This is a genomic window from Spiroplasma turonicum (genome assembly GCF_001262715.1).
Classification (GTDB): Bacteria; Bacillota_I; Bacilli_A; order Mycoplasmatales; family Mycoplasmataceae; genus Spiroplasma_A; species Spiroplasma_A turonicum.
The window spans coordinates 1244401-1261374 of the sequence record NZ_CP012328.1; the positions used below are offsets into that span (position 1 = coordinate 1244401).

17 protein-coding genes are annotated in these 16974 nt (G+C 26.8%); 8 read left to right on the forward strand and 9 right to left on the reverse strand.

The features are described 5' to 3' along the window. Positions 1 to 22: 22 nt before the first annotated feature. The 3 genes from STURON_RS05530 to rnmV are packed head-to-tail and all read right to left on the reverse strand — an operon-like array spanning position 23 to position 2082. Positions 23 to 754, reverse strand: a complete 732-nt coding sequence (locus STURON_RS05530; protein ID WP_075048876.1) for a GHMP family kinase ATP-binding protein — start codon at positions 752 to 754, stop codon at positions 23 to 25. Further along, positions 754 to 1548 carry a 16S rRNA (adenine(1518)-N(6)/adenine(1519)-N(6))-dimethyltransferase RsmA gene (rsmA, locus tag STURON_RS05535; protein WP_075048877.1) on the reverse strand — a complete coding sequence of 265 codons (795 nt, stop codon included), beginning with the start codon at positions 1546 to 1548 and terminating at the stop codon, positions 754 to 756. Before rsmA ends, STURON_RS05530 begins: the two co-directional genes overlap by 1 nt. Positions 1549 to 1551: 3 nt before the next feature. Then, positions 1552 to 2082 carry a ribonuclease M5 gene (gene rnmV / locus STURON_RS05540; protein ID WP_075048878.1) on the reverse strand — a complete coding sequence of 177 codons (531 nt, stop codon included), beginning with the start codon at positions 2080 to 2082 and terminating at the stop codon, positions 1552 to 1554. Positions 2083 to 2180: 98 nt separating this feature from the next. Between rnmV and mreB (STURON_RS05545) the strand changes: the two genes are divergently transcribed. From mreB (STURON_RS05545) to STURON_RS05580, 8 genes are all read left to right on the forward strand, one after another. Then, positions 2181 to 3224 carry a rod shape-determining protein gene (gene mreB / locus STURON_RS05545; protein ID WP_075048879.1) on the forward strand — a complete coding sequence of 348 codons (1044 nt, stop codon included), beginning with the start codon at positions 2181 to 2183 and terminating at the stop codon, positions 3222 to 3224. Positions 3225 to 3386: 162 nt separating this feature from the next. Beyond that, on the forward strand, positions 3387 to 4421 hold the full coding sequence (locus tag STURON_RS05550) for a rod shape-determining protein (RefSeq protein ID WP_075048880.1): 1035 nt from the start codon (positions 3387 to 3389) through the stop codon (positions 4419 to 4421). A gap of 82 nt (positions 4422 to 4503) precedes the next feature. Continuing rightward, positions 4504 to 6156 carry an arginine--tRNA ligase gene (argS, locus tag STURON_RS05555; protein ID WP_075048881.1) on the forward strand — a complete coding sequence of 551 codons (1653 nt, stop codon included), beginning with the start codon at positions 4504 to 4506 and terminating at the stop codon, positions 6154 to 6156. Between the two features lie 285 nt (positions 6157 to 6441). Next, positions 6442 to 7476, forward strand: coding sequence for a rod shape-determining protein (gene mreB, locus STURON_RS05560; RefSeq protein WP_075048882.1), 1035 nt, complete (start codon positions 6442 to 6444; stop codon positions 7474 to 7476). A 36-nt stretch (positions 7477 to 7512) separates the two neighbouring features. After that, on the forward strand, positions 7513 to 8562 hold the full coding sequence (gene mreB / locus STURON_RS05565) for a rod shape-determining protein (protein ID WP_082236216.1): 1050 nt from the start codon (positions 7513 to 7515) through the stop codon (positions 8560 to 8562). A 197-nt stretch (positions 8563 to 8759) separates the two neighbouring features. Then, positions 8760 to 9818, forward strand: a complete 1059-nt coding sequence (gene mreB, locus STURON_RS05570) for a rod shape-determining protein (RefSeq protein WP_075048884.1) — start codon at positions 8760 to 8762, stop codon at positions 9816 to 9818. Positions 9819 to 10008: 190 nt separating this feature from the next. After that, entirely contained in the window at positions 10009 to 10968 is a 960-nt protein-coding gene (gene pta, locus STURON_RS05575; protein WP_075048885.1) for a phosphate acetyltransferase, read from the forward strand. A 1-nt stretch (position 10969) separates the two neighbouring features. Then, positions 10970 to 12148 carry an acetate kinase gene (locus STURON_RS05580; protein WP_075048886.1) on the forward strand — a complete coding sequence of 393 codons (1179 nt, stop codon included), beginning with the start codon at positions 10970 to 10972 and terminating at the stop codon, positions 12146 to 12148. Positions 12149 to 12390: 242 nt separating this feature from the next. Here STURON_RS05580 and STURON_RS05585 read toward each other — a convergent pair whose 3' ends face one another. From STURON_RS05585 to rpmH, 6 genes are read right to left on the reverse strand one after another with little or no spacing between them, the layout of a single operon-like run. Next, the gene (locus STURON_RS05585; RefSeq protein ID WP_075048887.1) at positions 12391 to 13188 is read right to left on the reverse strand and encodes a TatD family hydrolase; all 798 of its coding nucleotides are present in this window, start codon (positions 13186 to 13188) and stop codon (positions 12391 to 12393) included. Positions 13189 to 13204: 16 nt separating this feature from the next. After that, complete coding sequence (gene mnmE / locus STURON_RS05590; RefSeq protein WP_075048888.1) at positions 13205 to 14557, reverse strand: tRNA uridine-5-carboxymethylaminomethyl(34) synthesis GTPase MnmE; 1353 nt, start codon at positions 14555 to 14557, stop codon at positions 13205 to 13207. 34 nt (positions 14558 to 14591) lie between these two features. Continuing rightward, a complete protein-coding gene (locus tag STURON_RS05595; RefSeq protein WP_075048889.1) occupies positions 14592 to 15158 on the reverse strand; it encodes a hypothetical protein in 567 nt (188 codons plus the stop codon). Beyond that, positions 15139 to 16329 carry a membrane protein insertase YidC gene (yidC, locus tag STURON_RS05600; RefSeq protein WP_075048890.1) on the reverse strand — a complete coding sequence of 397 codons (1191 nt, stop codon included), beginning with the start codon at positions 16327 to 16329 and terminating at the stop codon, positions 15139 to 15141. The genes STURON_RS05595 and yidC overlap by 20 nt, the downstream gene beginning before the upstream one ends. Before the next feature lie 14 nt (positions 16330 to 16343). Continuing rightward, positions 16344 to 16670 (reverse strand): ribonuclease P protein component, encoded by a 327-nt coding sequence (gene rnpA / locus STURON_RS05605; protein WP_075048891.1) that lies wholly within the window; start codon positions 16668 to 16670, stop codon positions 16344 to 16346. 5 nt (positions 16671 to 16675) lie between these two features. Beyond that, positions 16676 to 16810: a 50S ribosomal protein L34 gene (gene rpmH, locus STURON_RS05610; protein ID WP_075048892.1), complete on the reverse strand. Its 135-nt coding sequence runs from the start codon at positions 16808 to 16810 to the stop codon at positions 16676 to 16678. Between the last annotated feature and the right edge of the window lie 164 nt (positions 16811 to 16974).

Consider the following 16974-nt stretch of genomic DNA (forward strand, 5'->3'; position numbering starts at 1 on the left):
AATATGATTATATAGTAATATATTATATATTAAATAAGACACTAAAAGTTTTCATAATAATTGAATTTCTATTATAAAAACTCTTTTTTATAAATGTTGACCCAGAACCAGACATTATTCCTAGTGAAATAAAATTTTTCAAGTTAGGATAGAGCTTAATTGCTGTATCAGTTAGATCATTTAATTCATTAGGTTTTGTTTCCTTGTAATTTTTATAAACTTCTTTTGTACTACAATTAATAGAGTTTATTATAAGTGACTTTTTGCTTATTGAAATATCTAAATCAATTGGTTTAATTATTTCACCATAACCAGAAGCAATTGCGGTTTTAAATTTTGACATGAAAAAATAAGAATCAAATCCTACTGCATTGCATATTTCGAATTTTAATTTGCTATTATTATTTTTAAACTTATCTAAAAAATAGTTTGCAATTGTAATTGCATCACTTGTTCCCCCACCAAGTCCAGAACCAATTGGAATATTTTTTTTTAGTTTTATTGTGTAGTATTTATTAATTGTTTTAAAACTTCTCAAAATATCTAAAACACTATAAATAAAATTATTTTCTACCAGGCTTTTATTTTTACAAATAATAATGTCCTTAGATTTTTTGTTTGGTTTTAATTTAATAACATCATAAAGGTCATCAACTCTTGTTATTAAACTATTTATTTTATGATACTGTTCATTTTTTTCTGGTTTTCAAACTTTTAACCAAAAATTAACTTTCGCATAAGCTTTTAATTTCATTATTTGTTAACCTCTTTATATATTTTTATAAATTCATCTACAGAAATATTTTCTGGTCGTAAGTTAGATTCAATATTGCTTGATAATAAGATTGAAAAAGCTTTATCTTTATTTTTTAGAACATTTGTTAAATTATTAAGAATTGTTTTTCTTTTGTTATTAAATAATAATCTGATGAAGTTAATAAAGTCAGTTTTATCTTCTACTTGATTTGTTAAATTAATTTCAAAATCTAACTCTATTAATGCAGAGTCTACTAATGGTATTGGTTTAAAAAGTTTTCTATTAATTGAAAATAAATATTTTGGTTTACAAAAGAAATTTGAAGCGACTGACAAATTGTTGTAGTTCTTTGTATTTTTATTTGCACAAATTCTTTCGCCTACTTCTTTTTGGACCATTAAAATTGCTTTACTTAAATAGTTATGAATATCAAAACACTTAAAAAGAATTGGACTAACTATATAATATGGTGTATTAGAAATTATTGAAACCTTTTCGAAAGGATTATTTTCAATTAAATTATTGAAATCTAAATCTAGAACATCATTTATAATTAGTTCAAAGTTTTTAGCCTTAATGTTATCTTTTAAATAAATTTCTAAATCCTTATCAATTTCGATTGCAATGACTTTATCATATAATTCTGTCAACTTTCTTGTAAGAGCACCTTGTCCAGGACCAATTTCAATTATTAATTGATTTTTTTCTTTTGGTAAAAAGGATAATATTTTACTTATCAAATTTCCATCTGTTATAAAATTTTGTCCAAACTTTTTCTTTGGTATATGCATGGTTTATTCCTCTAATATTTTTTTTATGTCATGTGCCGATAAGTTAAGATAGTTTAATCACTTAAAAAGTCTCTTGTTATTAATCTTTTCACTTCAATTAAAATGCTCTGCTATTTTTTTTCTATTAGAAGCCTCAAAAAAATTATTAATTAAAAATTCATTTCACGACAATGATTCTTCATTTTTATTAAAGATTATTAATTCATTCAAAGCTCTTTTGATTTCTTCATCACTTGCTTCTGCAATTCCTATTTTTTTTGAATTTTTAATTGTTTTTTTATTGATAAATGCGTTAAAACATTTAAAATTAAGATAGGTATTAATAATATCACGGATTTTAATTCCAGGTCCATCAGGATCTGTGAAAATTATTAAACCTCGTGTTTTATTAAGATCTGCTAATAAATTTAATTTTTGATTTGTTATTGCAAGACCGTTAGTTTCAATGGTATCTATATTTTCTTTTCCGAAAATCTTTTTAAGTTTTATAGTATCAGAGAACCCTTCAACAACTACAACTTGCATAATTTTCATATATTATAACCTTTCTTGTGTATAAATGCTAGTATTCTAACTCAGTTTATAGTATAATTATACACGAAGGGTTTTTTCTTATAAAGGAGGAAATAAAAATGGCATCATGAGACCGTAAAAAAGAATTCGTAGCTCTTGACCTAGGTACAGCAAACGTTGTTGCATATCTTGGTGGGCAAGGGATCATTTATAATGAACCTTCAACAATGGCATACGATGTTCACACAAATACAGTTATCGCATCTGGAGAAATGGCTTATGAAATGGTTGGTAAAACTAATGATGATGTAAGAATGGTTGTACCACTAGTTGATGGAGTTATTGCTGATTTAGATGCAGCAAAAGATTTGATTAAAATCATATTCTCTCGTATTAAATTATCAGACATCTTAAAAAATGCTTTAGTAGTTCTTGCTTGCCCTTCAGGAGTTACTGAATTAGAAAGAGGAGCATTAAAACAAGTTGTTGTTGATATGGGAGCTAGAAAAGTTCTTGTTGAAGAAGAAGTAAAATTATCAGCAATCGGAGCTGGAATTAACATATCACTTGCAAGTGGACACTTAGTTGTTGATATCGGGGGAGGAACTACTGATATAGCAATTATCTCAGCTGGAGATATCATTATTTCTAGATCTATAAAAGTTGCTGGAAATCACTTTGACGAAGAAATAAGAAAATATATTCGTGCAGAATACAATGTTCTTGTAGGGATAAAAACTGCAGAAAAAATCAAAATAGAAATAGGTTCATTAACAAAAATTGATAATGGACGTACATTTAGAGCATTTGGTCGTGATGTAATTTCTGGATTACCAAGAGAAGTTATTATAGCACCAGATGAAGTTAAAAATGCATTGTTAGCACCATTCTCAAAAATAACTGATTTAATTGTTGAAGTTATGGAAAACACACCTGCTGAATTAGCTGGAGATATCATTAGAAATGGTATAACAATATGTGGTGGTGGAGCTTTAATTAGAGGAATCGATTCTTACTTTGAATCAATATTCCAATTAAAAGTAATAAAAGCCCAAGATCCATTATTAACTGTTATTGAAGGTGCTAAAGAATACGAAAAACAAGCTGAAAAATGACTTGAAATTGTAGACTTACGTGATTCTAGAGAATACGTGATTAAATAATAAAAAAGAGATTTAAAATAAAATCTCTTTTTTATTATTTAGAGAAAGTTTTTCTATATAATCTTATTATTGATATTTTTAAATTTGAAATAATTTATTTTTATACAATGATTTTTTTTAAAAAAAGTTTAAAATAAAAATATAGAAATGTAGGTGTGAAAATTGGCAAAGTCAAATATTAGAGCTGGAAAACACATTGCTATAGATATAGGTACATATAAGACAAGAGTTTATGTTGATGGTTTAGGTATAATTTTTAATCAAGCTTCACTTATGGCAGTTGATTATAAGATTAACAAAGTCATTGCTTATGGTGATAATGCAAAAAAATATATAGGAATTTTAAATGGTAACTTAAAAGTAATAAAGCTGGTTAAGCGTGGTGTAGTTACAAATCTAGATTTACTAAAAAACTATTTAAACTATACACTTTCGAAACACAAGGAAATTTTAAAAACAGCGTATGTTACATTAGCTTGTCCAGTAAATCTTACTGAACTAGAAAGAAACTCACTAATAGAGGCTATTAAATCATTAGGAGTTGCTCATGTAAAGGTTGAGGATGATATAAAATTAGCTTTAATGGGGGCTGGAATTGACATCTCAGGTCCTGAAGGTTACTTATGCCTTGATATAGGTTGTGGAAAAACAACAATTGCTTTAGTATCTACAAATACAACAATTGCTTCTAAAACCTCAAAATATGCAGGCGCAATTATTGATGAAGAAATAATAAAGTTTTTAAAAGCAAAAAAATCTGTTATTGTTGGAGAAAAAACTGCAGAAGCAGTTAAAATTGGAGTTGCTTGCCTTTTAAAACCTAAAGAAACATTAAAAGTTAAGGCATATGGTTATGATTTAACCAGTGCATTGCCTAAAGAATTAGAAATTAATGATAATGATATAATAAAAATTGTTCAGTTTGTATTTGGTAACTTAGCTGATACAGTAACAAGTTTAATTGAAGAATTGTCTAATGAATCTGCAATTGATGTTATAAAAAATGGTATTATTGTTACTGGTGGATTAGCATCAATTTATGGTATTAAAACATTTTTCGAAAAATACTTTGAAATACCAGTTAAAGTAGCAAGAAATGCGTCAAGTGCTGTTATTGATGGAGCAATTGCTCATAAAGAAACAACAATAAAAAGTCTTGAATACGAATTGGGATATGCAGAAGAAGTCATATATTAAACAAGAAAACAACTAGTTTTTTTGTTTTTTTTTACATATTAGCCTTATTTTATATAAAATTATTGTAGGATGGAGGTTAATTATGAGTATTATTTTAAATCAATTAAAAAAAGAAATTAATGAAACAATTATTAAACTAGATCTAAAAGGTGAATTAATAATAGAAAAAACAAAGTCTATTGAGCATGCAGATTATGCCACAAATTTTGCTCTTATAAATTCAAAATTAAATAACCTTAAACCTCTAGAATTAGCAGAAAAAATAAAAGAAAATCTATTAAAAAATAATAAAATAATAAAAAATGTAGAAGTTGCAAAACCAGGTTTTATAAATATTGAGATTAATGGCTTGCAACTTGTTAAAGTTTTAGATGAAGTACAAAAAAATAAAGAAAATTATGGTAGATCAGCAAATAAAAACTATACTTTTAATTTAGAGTTGATATCAGCAAACCCAACTGGTTTTTTACATATAGGTCACGCAAGAAATGGAATTGTTGGAGACAGTGTTAGAAGAATTTTAGAATTTGCAGGCTATAATGTTCAAACTGAATATTATACAAATGATGCAGGGAATCAAGTAAATGTTCTTGCAGTTACTGTATTCTACTACTATTTATTATTACTAAAAGTTGAAGTAGAAAAACCTGAAGAAATTTATGGTGGAGACATGTATGAAGAGTTAGCTCAAAATATAATAAATAAGTATGGGGACAAGTTCAAAAGTTTAAAAATTAATAATAATAAAATAAATGACCCTGAAACTCATGAACTTTTTAGAAACCTTTCTATAAATTATTTTATAAATATTATTAAAGAACAAATAGACATGTTGGACATAAAAATAGAACATTATTCAAGTGAACAAAAAATGTATGATGACAAATTAATTGATAAAATGCTTAATTTATACAAAAACATTGGTAAAACATATGAGAAAGATAACGCCCTTTGATTAAAAACAACTGAATTTGGCGACGATAAAGATAGAGTATTAAAAAAATCAGATGGTTCTTATACATACATAACACCAGATATTGCTTGTCATGATGAAAGAATTAGAAGAACCAATGCAGATAAGTATGTTAATTTCTGAGGTGGTGACCACCATGGTTATATTACCCGTGTAAGAGCAGGTTTAGCTTTACTTAATCATAGATTTGACATTTTAGATATAGATATAATACAAATGGTACGTCTAATTAAAGATGGTAAAGAATTCAAAATGTCAAAAAGAAAAGGTACTGCGGTTTGGTTGATAGACCTTATAGAGATGGTTGGAAAAGATGCAATAAGGTATATGCTAGCGTCAAAAAACCCCTCTTCTCATATGGATTTTGATATTGACCTTGTTGTTGAAAGAAACTCTACAAACCCAGTATATTACGCTCAATATGCAACTGCTAGATGTAAGAAACTACTAGATAAATTTAACTCTGAAATTATTACTGATGGAACTTTTGAATGAAACAGCAAAGAAAAAGAACTAATAATGCATATTGATGACTTTAACTCAACAATCGAGCATTCTGCATCAAAAAGATTGCCAAATGTATTGTGTGATTATATTCAAAAACTAGCCAAATTATTTCATTCATATTATGGTAATGATAAAATTATTGATTTAAATAATGTTAATGAAACAAATAAAAAACTACTTTTAGTATCATCAATATATCAAGTCCTTGTAAATTCTTTAACATTAATTGGTGTAGATTTTAAAGATTATATGTAAAAAGCTTTTAAAAGCTTTTTTTTATTGTTTTTTGTTTTTTATAGTTAAAATATTAAGTATTTGTAATAAAATAATATAAAATAAATTTTATTAATAAGTCCACTTATTTGGAAATATTTTGTATTTTCAAAACTTATGCAATATATTTTATCATAATACACACCTTTAAAGTTGAAAAAAGACAAATTTTATGCTAAACTTAATGTATGTTATGTATTCTACAATAAATAGAACTACATAATCATAAATTTAAAACATAGGAATTTTAAAGAAGGAGAAAAGTAAATGGCGATTAACAAGAAACCTACATTCGTTTCAATGGACTTAGGTACTGCAAATACACTTGTATTTATTTCAGGCCAAGGTGTTGTTTATAACGAACCATCAATAGTTGCTTATAGAATTAAAGAAAACAGAATTGTTGCAGTTGGAACTGAAGCATACAAAATGATTGGTAAAGGAAACAAAACAATTCGTGTTGTTAAACCAATGGTTGACGGTGTTATTACTGATATTAGAGCAACTGAAGCTCAATTAAGATATATTTTTCAAAAATTACGTATATCAAAACAATTAAAACATTCAATTATGTTATTGGCATGTCCATCAGTTATTACTGAATTAGAAAAAACTGCTTTGAAAAAAATTGCAGTTAATTTAGGGGCAGATCAAGTATTTGTTGAAGAAGAAGTAAAAATGGCCGCTTTAGGTGGAGGAGTAAACATTTATGCTCCTACTGGAAACCTTATAGTTGATATGGGTGGTGGAACTACTGATATAGCAGTTTTAGCATCAGGAGACATAGTTCTTTCTAAATCTGTAAAGGTTGCAGGTAACTACTTAAATGATGAATGTCAAAAATTTATTAGATCACAATATGGTCTTGAAATTGGTTCAAAAACAGCTGAGTCAATAAAAGTTAATGTTGGTTCATTAGCAAAATACCCAGATGAAAGAAGAATGAAAGTTTACGGACGTGATGTTGTTTCAGGTTTACCAAGAGAAATTGAAATAACACCAGAAGAAGTACGTGAAGTATTAAAAGTACCTGTATCAAGAATTATTGATTTAACTGTACAAGTACTTGAAGATACACCACCAGAATTAGCTGGAGATATCTTTAGAAATGGTATAACAATATGTGGTGGTGGGGCACTAATTAGAGGAATTGACAAGTATTTTGCTGATACACTACAATTACCAACTAAAATTGGTGAACAACCATTACTAGCAGTTATAAACGGAACTAAAAAATTCGAATCTGAAATTTGAGAAATTATTAAAGCTCAAAGACATCATGAAGACATTATGGGTAGATAATTTCCATAAAATTTAATAGAAATGAGGGGACTTATTATGTATCAAGAAACTAAAAGACCTTTTATTTCACTAGACCTTGGTACAAGTAACATACTAGCTTATGTTTCAGGCCAAGGTATTGTTTATAATCAACCAAGTTTGATGGCATATGATGTCAATACAAATAATCTAATTGCAATTGGAGAAGATGCTTACGATATGGTTGGTAAAACAAGTGATAATATTAGAATAATTACACCTCTAATTGATGGTGTAATAGCTGACTTAGATGCAGCAAAAGATTTATTAAAACATATATTTAATAGACTTAAAATGATGAACTTCTGAAAAAACTCAATTGTAGTTCTGGCATGCCCAAGCGGTGTGACAGAGTTGGAAAGAGATGCTCTTAAAATGGTCGCAAAAGACATGGGTGCAGATTTAGTAGTTATTGAAGAAGAAGTAAAAATGGCTGCAATTGGGGCTGGAATTAATATTGAATTACCAAATGGTCATCTTGTAGTTGATATTGGTGGAGGTACTACTGATATAGCTATTCTATCTGCTGGTGAAGTTGTAATATCTAAATCTGTAAAGGTTGCAGGTAACTACTTTAATCAAGAAATTTTAAAATATGTAAGATCAGAATACAACATGTCAATAGGAGCAATTACATCTGAAAATATTAAAAAAAATCTAGGATCATTGGTTCAATACCCTAATGAAAGATCTATGCAAATATATGGTAGAGATATAATATCAGGGTTGCCTAAAGAAGCAAAAGTATCTTCAGAAGAAATAAGAAATATCTTATTGAGTGCATTTAGTAAGATTACAGATCTAGTTATAGAAATTCTTGAAGAAATACCTCCTGAATTAGCTGGAGACATCATGAAAAATGGTATGGTTATTTGTGGTGGTGGAGCACTAATTAGAAATATTGATAAATATTTCTTTGATATTTTCCAACTACCTTGTAAAATTGCAGCAGAACCATTAGGATGTGTAATTGATGGTACTAAAGCATATGAAAAAATTATTGTCAAAAGAGTAAATGAAGGAGTATATGACGCAAGTCAAGATACATATTTAAAAAAATTATCTTAAAAGAAAATGTTTCAGAAAAATGAAACATTTTTTTTGCTTTAAAATTTTTTTTCAATAATTTTACACACTTATAAAATAGAAGTTATAATATAATAGTTAGTTAAATAGAATTAAATTATAGTTCTCTATAATTGTTTGGTATATTCTGTTTTTAATAGTATAATTATTAAAATTATTGATTTTTTAGGAGGTAAAGAATGAAATTAGATGAGCGTACATTTATTGCTTTAGATTTAGGTACTAGTAACATTATTGCATATGTAAGTAAGCAAGGAATTGTTTATAATGAGCCATCAATAATGGCTTATGATACAGTAACTAACTCACTATTAGCACTTGGTGAAGAAGCATATGCAATGTTAGGAAAAACACATGAAACAATTAGTATGATAGTTCCAATTAAGGATGGGGTTATAACAGACTTAGATGCAGCAAAAGATATGCTAAAACATGTTTTTGGAAAACTAAAAATGTTAAATGACTGAAGAAATTCAATCATATTACTTGCTTGCCCAAGTGAGGTAACTGAGTTGGAAAGAGAAGCCTTAAAGCAAGTTGCTTATGATATGGGAGCAGAAATTGTTGTTGTTGAAGAAGAAGTAAAAATGGCTGCAATTGGGGCTGGAATTAATATTGACATACCAAAAGGTAATATTGTAATTGATATCGGTGGTGGAACTTCTGATATAGCTATATTATCAGCAGGAGACATTATAATATCTAGATCAATAAAAGTGGCAGGAAATGCATTTAATGAAGAAATAAAAAAATACGTTCGTTCAGAATATAATGTTACAATTGGTGATAAAACAGCTGAAAACGTAAAAAAAGAACTAGGGTCACTTGCAAAATATAAGGGTGAAAAAACTATGTCTGTATTTGGTAGAGATATAGTTTCAGGTTTACCTAAAGAAGCAATAATTAGTTCTGAAGAAATAAGAAATGTACTTGTTAATGCATTTAGTAGAATTACTGATATGGTAATTGAAATTATGGAGAACACACCTCCTGAATTAGCTGGAGATATTATATCAAATGGATTTATGTTATGTGGTGGTGGAGCACTAATTAGAGGGATTAAAGAGTACTTCAATGGAATTTTCTCAATACCATGTAAAATTTCACCAAGTCCTATGACAGGTGTTGTAGAGGGTGCACAAATTTATCAAAAAGTTATCAATAGAAGAATTGAAAACGGATATTATGGTAAAAATGCTAAGGACCTAAGAAAAAGTGGTCAAAGTCAATATATTTAATTATAGATAATAAAAAAGTACATTAAAATGTACTTTTTTATTATCTATTAAAACAATTTTGTGAACCTGATGTAAGTAAACAAAAAAAATAACCTATATCAAAAACAAATTAAAAAAATAGAGTATAATAATTCTAGTATATTTTTCATATAATATATTAAATATGGAAAAAATACTAAATGGAGGAATCATGTATACGCTTGATTATATTAAAGAGATATTAAAAAATAAAAAAGAGAAAAAAAGAATTATATTTCCAGAAGGCGAAGAAGAAAAAATACAAAAAGTCGCCACATATTTGGTAGAAAATGATTTATGTGAACCGATTTTACTATTTAAGGATAATGTTAATTCTAATTTAAGCAAAAAAATAAAACAAATAAGCATAAATTCACTAGATTTAAATTTATATGCTAAGGACCTTTTTGATTTAAGAAAAGGTAAACTTAAAAGTATAGATGAAGCACTTATGTATGTTGGTAAAGCAAATTACTTGGCAAATATGATGTTATATAAGAATGAAGGAGATTGCATATTATGTGGTTTAAGTTATACTACGGCTGACACTCTTAGACCAGCCTTACAAATTATAAAAACAAAACCAGATGTTTCTGTTGCAAGTTCAATTATAATAATGAAGAAAGGTGAGAATTGTTATTTCTTTGGAGATTGTAGTTTAAATCTTAATCCGAGTTCTCAGGAATTAGCAGATATTACAAAAAGTTTTGTAAATTTTGCTATTAAAATGGGACTTAAAGATCCAACTGTTTCATTATTAAGTTATTCAACAAACGGTTCTGGCTTAGGTCCTGATGTAGATAAAGTAAAAAATGCGGTTGATTTATTGTTAAAAGAAAATGTAAACTTTAAATTAGATGGTGAAATTCAGTTTGATGCAGCATTTTGCAAAGAAGTAAGAGATAAGAAATATAAAAATTCTTTAAATAAAAATGAATCTGCAGATATTTTTGTATTTCCAACATTAGATGCTGGAAATATTGGTTATAAAATAGCACAAAGAATGGGAGGTTATGAAGCCATAGGACCTATTATATTAGGATTAAATAAACCTGTAAATGATTTATCAAGGGGAGCAACACTTATTGATATAATACAGGCAGCAGTCTTGACTGTTTATATGGCGATATAATATGATATTAGTAGTAAACTCAGGAAGTAGTTCAATAAAATTTTCATTATATAAAAATGAAGATAATAAAATAGTGAAAATTACGCAAGGTATTGCAGAACAAATAAAAGTTAAGGGGAAGGTTTCAATATCATACAATCAAAATAAATATGAATATGATATAGATTTGCCTAATCACAAAATAGCTATAGAAACTATTTTAACAAAGTTAGATGATTTAAATATAATAGAAAATATTGCAGATATAAAAGGTGTAGGTTACAGAACAGTTCATGGTGGTAGCATTTCAAAATCATCTTTAATTGATGATTCTGTTTTGAATAAACTTAATGAATCTTCGAAACTTGCCCCTCTTCACAACCCACCTGCACTTTTGGTTATAGAAAAGTTTAGGGAGTTTTTACCAAACGCAAAACATGTAGCTTGTTTTGATACAGCATTTCACCAAACAATGCCAAAAATAAATTATATTTATCCAGTTAATTATGATTGGTACAAAAACTATGGTGTAAGAAAATACGGATTTCATGGTATTTCTTTTAATTACATTAATAAAAAGTATGAAGAAATAGTTGGTAAAACTAAAACTAATACAATAGTGTGTCATCTTGGTAATGGCGCTAGTTTATGTTCTACAAAAAATGGTAAATCATTTGATACAACCATGGGTCTAACGCCATTAGCTGGTATCATGATGGGTACAAGATGTGGTGATATAGATCCTTCTATTATAAATTTTATGGCAAGCACTTTAAAAAAAGATGTCGCGCAAATAAATGATATGCTGAATAATGAGTCTGGGTTATTGGGTGTAAGCAAAGTTTCCTCAGATATCAGATATATAGAAGATGGTTACAGAAATGGTGATGAGTTATGCTTATTAGCAATTGAATTATATACACAAAAAATAGCCAACTTTATAATACAAATGGCAAATCAACAAGAAGGAAAAGTTGATGCAATTATTTTTACAGCAGGAATAGGAGAAAACTCTGCAACTATTAGAAAAAAAGTTATTGATAAATTATTCTTATTAAACGTAAAACTTGATGAATTAAAAAATGAAGCAAGTTATTCAGACTACTTAAAAATAAGTTCAGATAACTCTGGAGTGGAGATATACAAAATAAGAACCAATGAAGAAATCATGATTTGTCAAGATGTAATTTCATTTTTATAAATAGACTTTAAAAAAACCTAATAATAGATATAATTCTCTATGTATAAAGTTAGTAAAAATAAATCTAACCAAATATAGAGTTTTTTTTATGACAATATAAAAGTGTTAATATTATAACTTTAATTCATAAAGTTAAATTAACTTATATTACTAAATATTGATTCTTTTGTGTCAAATGAAATCAACCTAAAAAAAACATACTCTTTATTTTTAAGAATATGTTAAAAGTTATTATACTTTTCTTAATGGTTAATTTTAAAAACTTTATAAGCATTATTTGAAGTAGCTTCTATTACATCATTTTTATTTAATTGTTTTATGTTTGCAATTGCTTTAATAGTATAAACAATATATCTTGAAAAATTTATAGATCCTCTATTTGGTTCAGGAGTTAAATAAGGTGCATCAGTTTCTACTAATATATTGTTTAATGATACTTTTAATACAGTTTCTTGTAACTCTTTAGCATTTTTAAAAGTTACAACACCTGGAATAGATAAATAACATCCTAAGTCTATAAATTTTTTTGCTAACTCATATCCCCTTGTATAACAATGTACTATTGCGCGTTTTGGTTTTTTTTCTTTTAAAATTTCTAGAGCATCAAGATAAGCTTGATTAGAACCATCTTTATCTCTAATATGCATCATTACAGCAAGATTATTTTTTATAGCAATATCAATTTGTTTTTTAAAAAATGTTTTTTGTCTGTCTTTATCGTGTGGTGTGTAGTAATAATCTAAACCTATTTCACCAATTGCAACTACATTTTGTCCATAAGACAAAGTATCAATTTCTTCTAAATCACTCAATTCAAACTCATTGACATTATTTGGATGTATACCTACTGCTCCATATACACTTGGATATTTAAGTGCATATCTTACTGCTTGTCTTGATGACTCAACATCAAATCCTACACAACAAAAGTTTGATACACCATTATTGTTAGCTTCCTTTATAATTTCTGATATTTCAATATCATTGTTTTTATATATTTCATCATTAAAATGTGTGTGTGTGTCAAAAATCCCTGCCATTATACGTCCTTCTTCCTTATTTTCCTAAACAATACTTCCTAAAAATATTGTCTAATATTTCTTCATTAGAATCAATTATTCCAAGCAAATTATTAAATGTTATTAAAATATTTTTTAAGTCAATCAAAATAATATCTATATCAAAACCTAAATCAATATTTGTTTTTATACTTTTAATATCATCTAGCACTGTTTCAAACATTTTTATATGTGATGTGTTTGTTAATATAAGATAATCTTTATCCAATAATTCTTCTTTATCATACATATCTTCTAATTTAATTTTTAGCTCATTTATATTATTTTTTAAAGCAGAAACTAGTATTAAATTTTTGAATACATCTTTTAATGCTTTAATATCAGTTTCTGATAGAAGATCAACTTTATTAAGTATTACAATATGCTCTTTCTCCTTAATAATATTGTAAAGATTTAAATTAAATTTATCCTTATTAATTACAAATAAAATTAAATCTGCTTCATTAATAAGTTTATAAGTTTTATCAATACCCATCAATTCAACTTTGTCTTTTGTTTCTCTGATGCCTGCTGAATCGATTAAGTTAAGATTGAAGTTCTTAAAGTATATCGTTCCTTCCACAAGATCTCTTGTGGTTCCTTCGATATCAGTTACTATTGCTTTTTCTTCATTTAATAAAGCATTTAATAAAGAAGACTTCCCTACATTTGTTTCTCCTAAAATAAGAGTTTTTACCCCTTCATTAATATAATTTAAATTTTTGCTTATTTCTAATATTGACTTTAGATTAACTTCTATATTTGATAAACTTTTGTATGCTTCAATTGAAGATATATTTTCAACTTCTTCATATTCTGGATAATCAAGCGCTGTTTGTAGTTTTGAAATTATATCAAGTAAATCTGACTTTACTTGTTGAATTTTAGGGTTATTTTTTTCAACTAAAGTTTTAGCATTTAGTTTTATTGAAAGCTCGTTTTTTGAATTTATTAAGTTATTGATACTCTCAGCTTGTATTAAATCAATCTTTCCATTTAAAAAAGCTCTTTGACTGAATTCTCCAGGTTTTGCTAACCTTGCACCATTTTTTATTATCATTTTTATAATGGTATTTGTTAGTAAAACTCCGCCATGACAATTTATCTCAACAGTTTCATCACCAGTAAATGACTTATTTTTTTCAAAAACTAAAAAAAGACATTCATCCAATACGTTATTATCTTTTATAACTTTTCTTAAATAAAAATTGTTTTTTTTATTTAAAGGTTTATTTATAATTTTATTTATTAAATCAATGCAACCTTGCCCAGAAACTCTTATAATTGAAATTGCCTGTGTTGATATTTTTGTAGCACTAGCAACAATTATGTCTTCAAAAATGTTTTCCATATTTCACCTACTTTTATTATATAAAAAACCAGAACTATTTTTCTGGTTTATATATTATTTTTATTCTTCTTTCACCAAAAGGCCCAACACTTTTGATCTTAATACTCTTGTATTTCATTATAAACTCATTTATTTTTTTTCTATATTTTTTTGTATATGAAGAGAGATCTAACTCTCCCTTTGTAATTAATAAATTATTTACTTTCTTATGTAAATCTGTAATAAAAAGATATTTATCATTTATATGTGTTTTGTAAATATTTGATAATTCAAAGTTTATTTTTATATTTGCTAATAAGTAAAAATATTGTTTAATGAAAGATGCTATAATTTTTTTTTCTTCAGTTCCAATTATATCAGCAGATTTATAAAAACAAATATTTTTATTCTGACTATTTAAAAAGAAAATCGAGTTTATTTTAAAATCAATTAGTTCGTGTAATGAATTATTTATTTTGTCAATAATTGTCTTACGTTGAAAATTGCTTATAGAAAAGAAAGTTTCGTTCTCTATTTTGTATAATAGCTTTGAAAACTTATTTTCTGAATAAAAAAAATAACACTTTTTTATCGTTATTTTTCTAAACTTTATTTTTTTCACTTAGTGCCTTATTTTTCATTACAACTCTTTCTCTTTTTTTCTTAATTCTTGACGCCTTTGTTTCTCTTACATAATGGAAAATTAATGTTTGAGAAATTTGGAAACAAGATGAGAAAATCCAATAAATAGCTACACCTGATGCTGTTGTAAATATAATGAAAACGAAAACAAGAATAAACACACTGTTCATTATAATTTGTTTTTTTCTAGCTTTTTTTTGTTGCTCACTATCGTTTTTCTTTGTTCTTTTTACTGCTTGCAATATCATAGGTAAGAACATTGATATCACCTGCAATGGAATATAGACAACAACTAATGATAGATATACCCAATTACCACTTGTTATTTGTTCTCAAGGTGTATCTACAAAAGTTATTTTACCAACAACTGCGATTTTTAAAGCATGAGTTGCCCTAACAATTGAAAACATTGCAAATAGAAATGGCATTGAAAGAAAGGCTGAAACTAAAGAACCCATTGGAGAGATTCCTTCTTTTTTATACAAAGCAAGTGTTTCCATTTGTTGTTTTTGCTTTGCTACCGGGTCAGTTGAACCTTTATATTTTTGTTGAATTTCTGCTTGTTTAGCTTGAACTAATTGAAGTTTTTCTTGATTTGATTGAGTTTTTCAAGTAAACCCTAAAGTTATTGCCCTTATTATTATTGATGTGAATAAAACAGATGCTAAAACAATATAACCATAATTTTCTCCAGAAGAATTAATAACTCCTGCGCTATCAGCACCAGCCATTAATCTTACAAAACCAACAAGTATGAATGACATTGGAAAAACAAAGAACCCATAAAATGGTGATGCAGTTTCTGTAAATGCTTCACTTCAAGAAGATATAGCGTTTAATCCATACTCGTGAATGTTACCATTTTCATCACTTGCAAACCAGTGGTTTTTTGATCCATAATCACCTAAAGATCTAATTACAATTTCAAATGTTGTACCTGGTGAATATACTTTATTACCAGCCATATCAGAAACCTGTGCAACTGTATATTTGGATTGATACATTTGTACACAACCCCATAACATTGAAACAATTACAAAGAGAAATAAAAACAATCTTGTTCAGACTCATATCATTTTTAAGATATCTTTTTTTGTTTTTTTCTTGCCTTTATTATTGTTTAAATATTTTGAATAATCTTGTTTATACAAGGCATTCACCTCTCTTAAAGTGACAACAATATGTTGTCTAATTGTTTATAATTTTCATTGTAATCTAACCCTAAAAACTTGTTTTTTACAATTACAATTATATCTAATTTCTTTTGCTTATACTTTTCTAATAAGCTGAAAACTATTGTTCTAACAACTCTCTTGATATAGTTTCTTAGAACTGCATTTCCTATTTTTTTACCCACTGATATTCCATATTTTAAAAAACCATCATCTTTATTCCTATAATAAACTACAAAAGATTTTGAGTTTTTGTATGTCTTCATTGAAATTATTTTTTGAAATTCGTGATTTTTTTTAATTATGTTAACATTCTTCATAAATATTAAGCAGTAAGCCTAACTCTACCTTTTGCTCTTCTAGCTTTAATAACTTTTCTGCCGTTTTTTGTTGACATTCTAGCTCTAAAACCATGAGTTCTTGCATGTTTAATCTTACTTGGTTGTCAAGTTCTTTTCATAAATACCTCCTTAAAAAATAAAACTTCATTTAAGATTATATAACAAATTGAAACTATATTTTAAAATTGTTAATTTTTTTTAAAACTTGTGTGAAAAATGTTAATATTATTTTTATGTGGAAAAGTTAAAATAAACCTTTTAAAAAAGGATTTATACCAAAAAG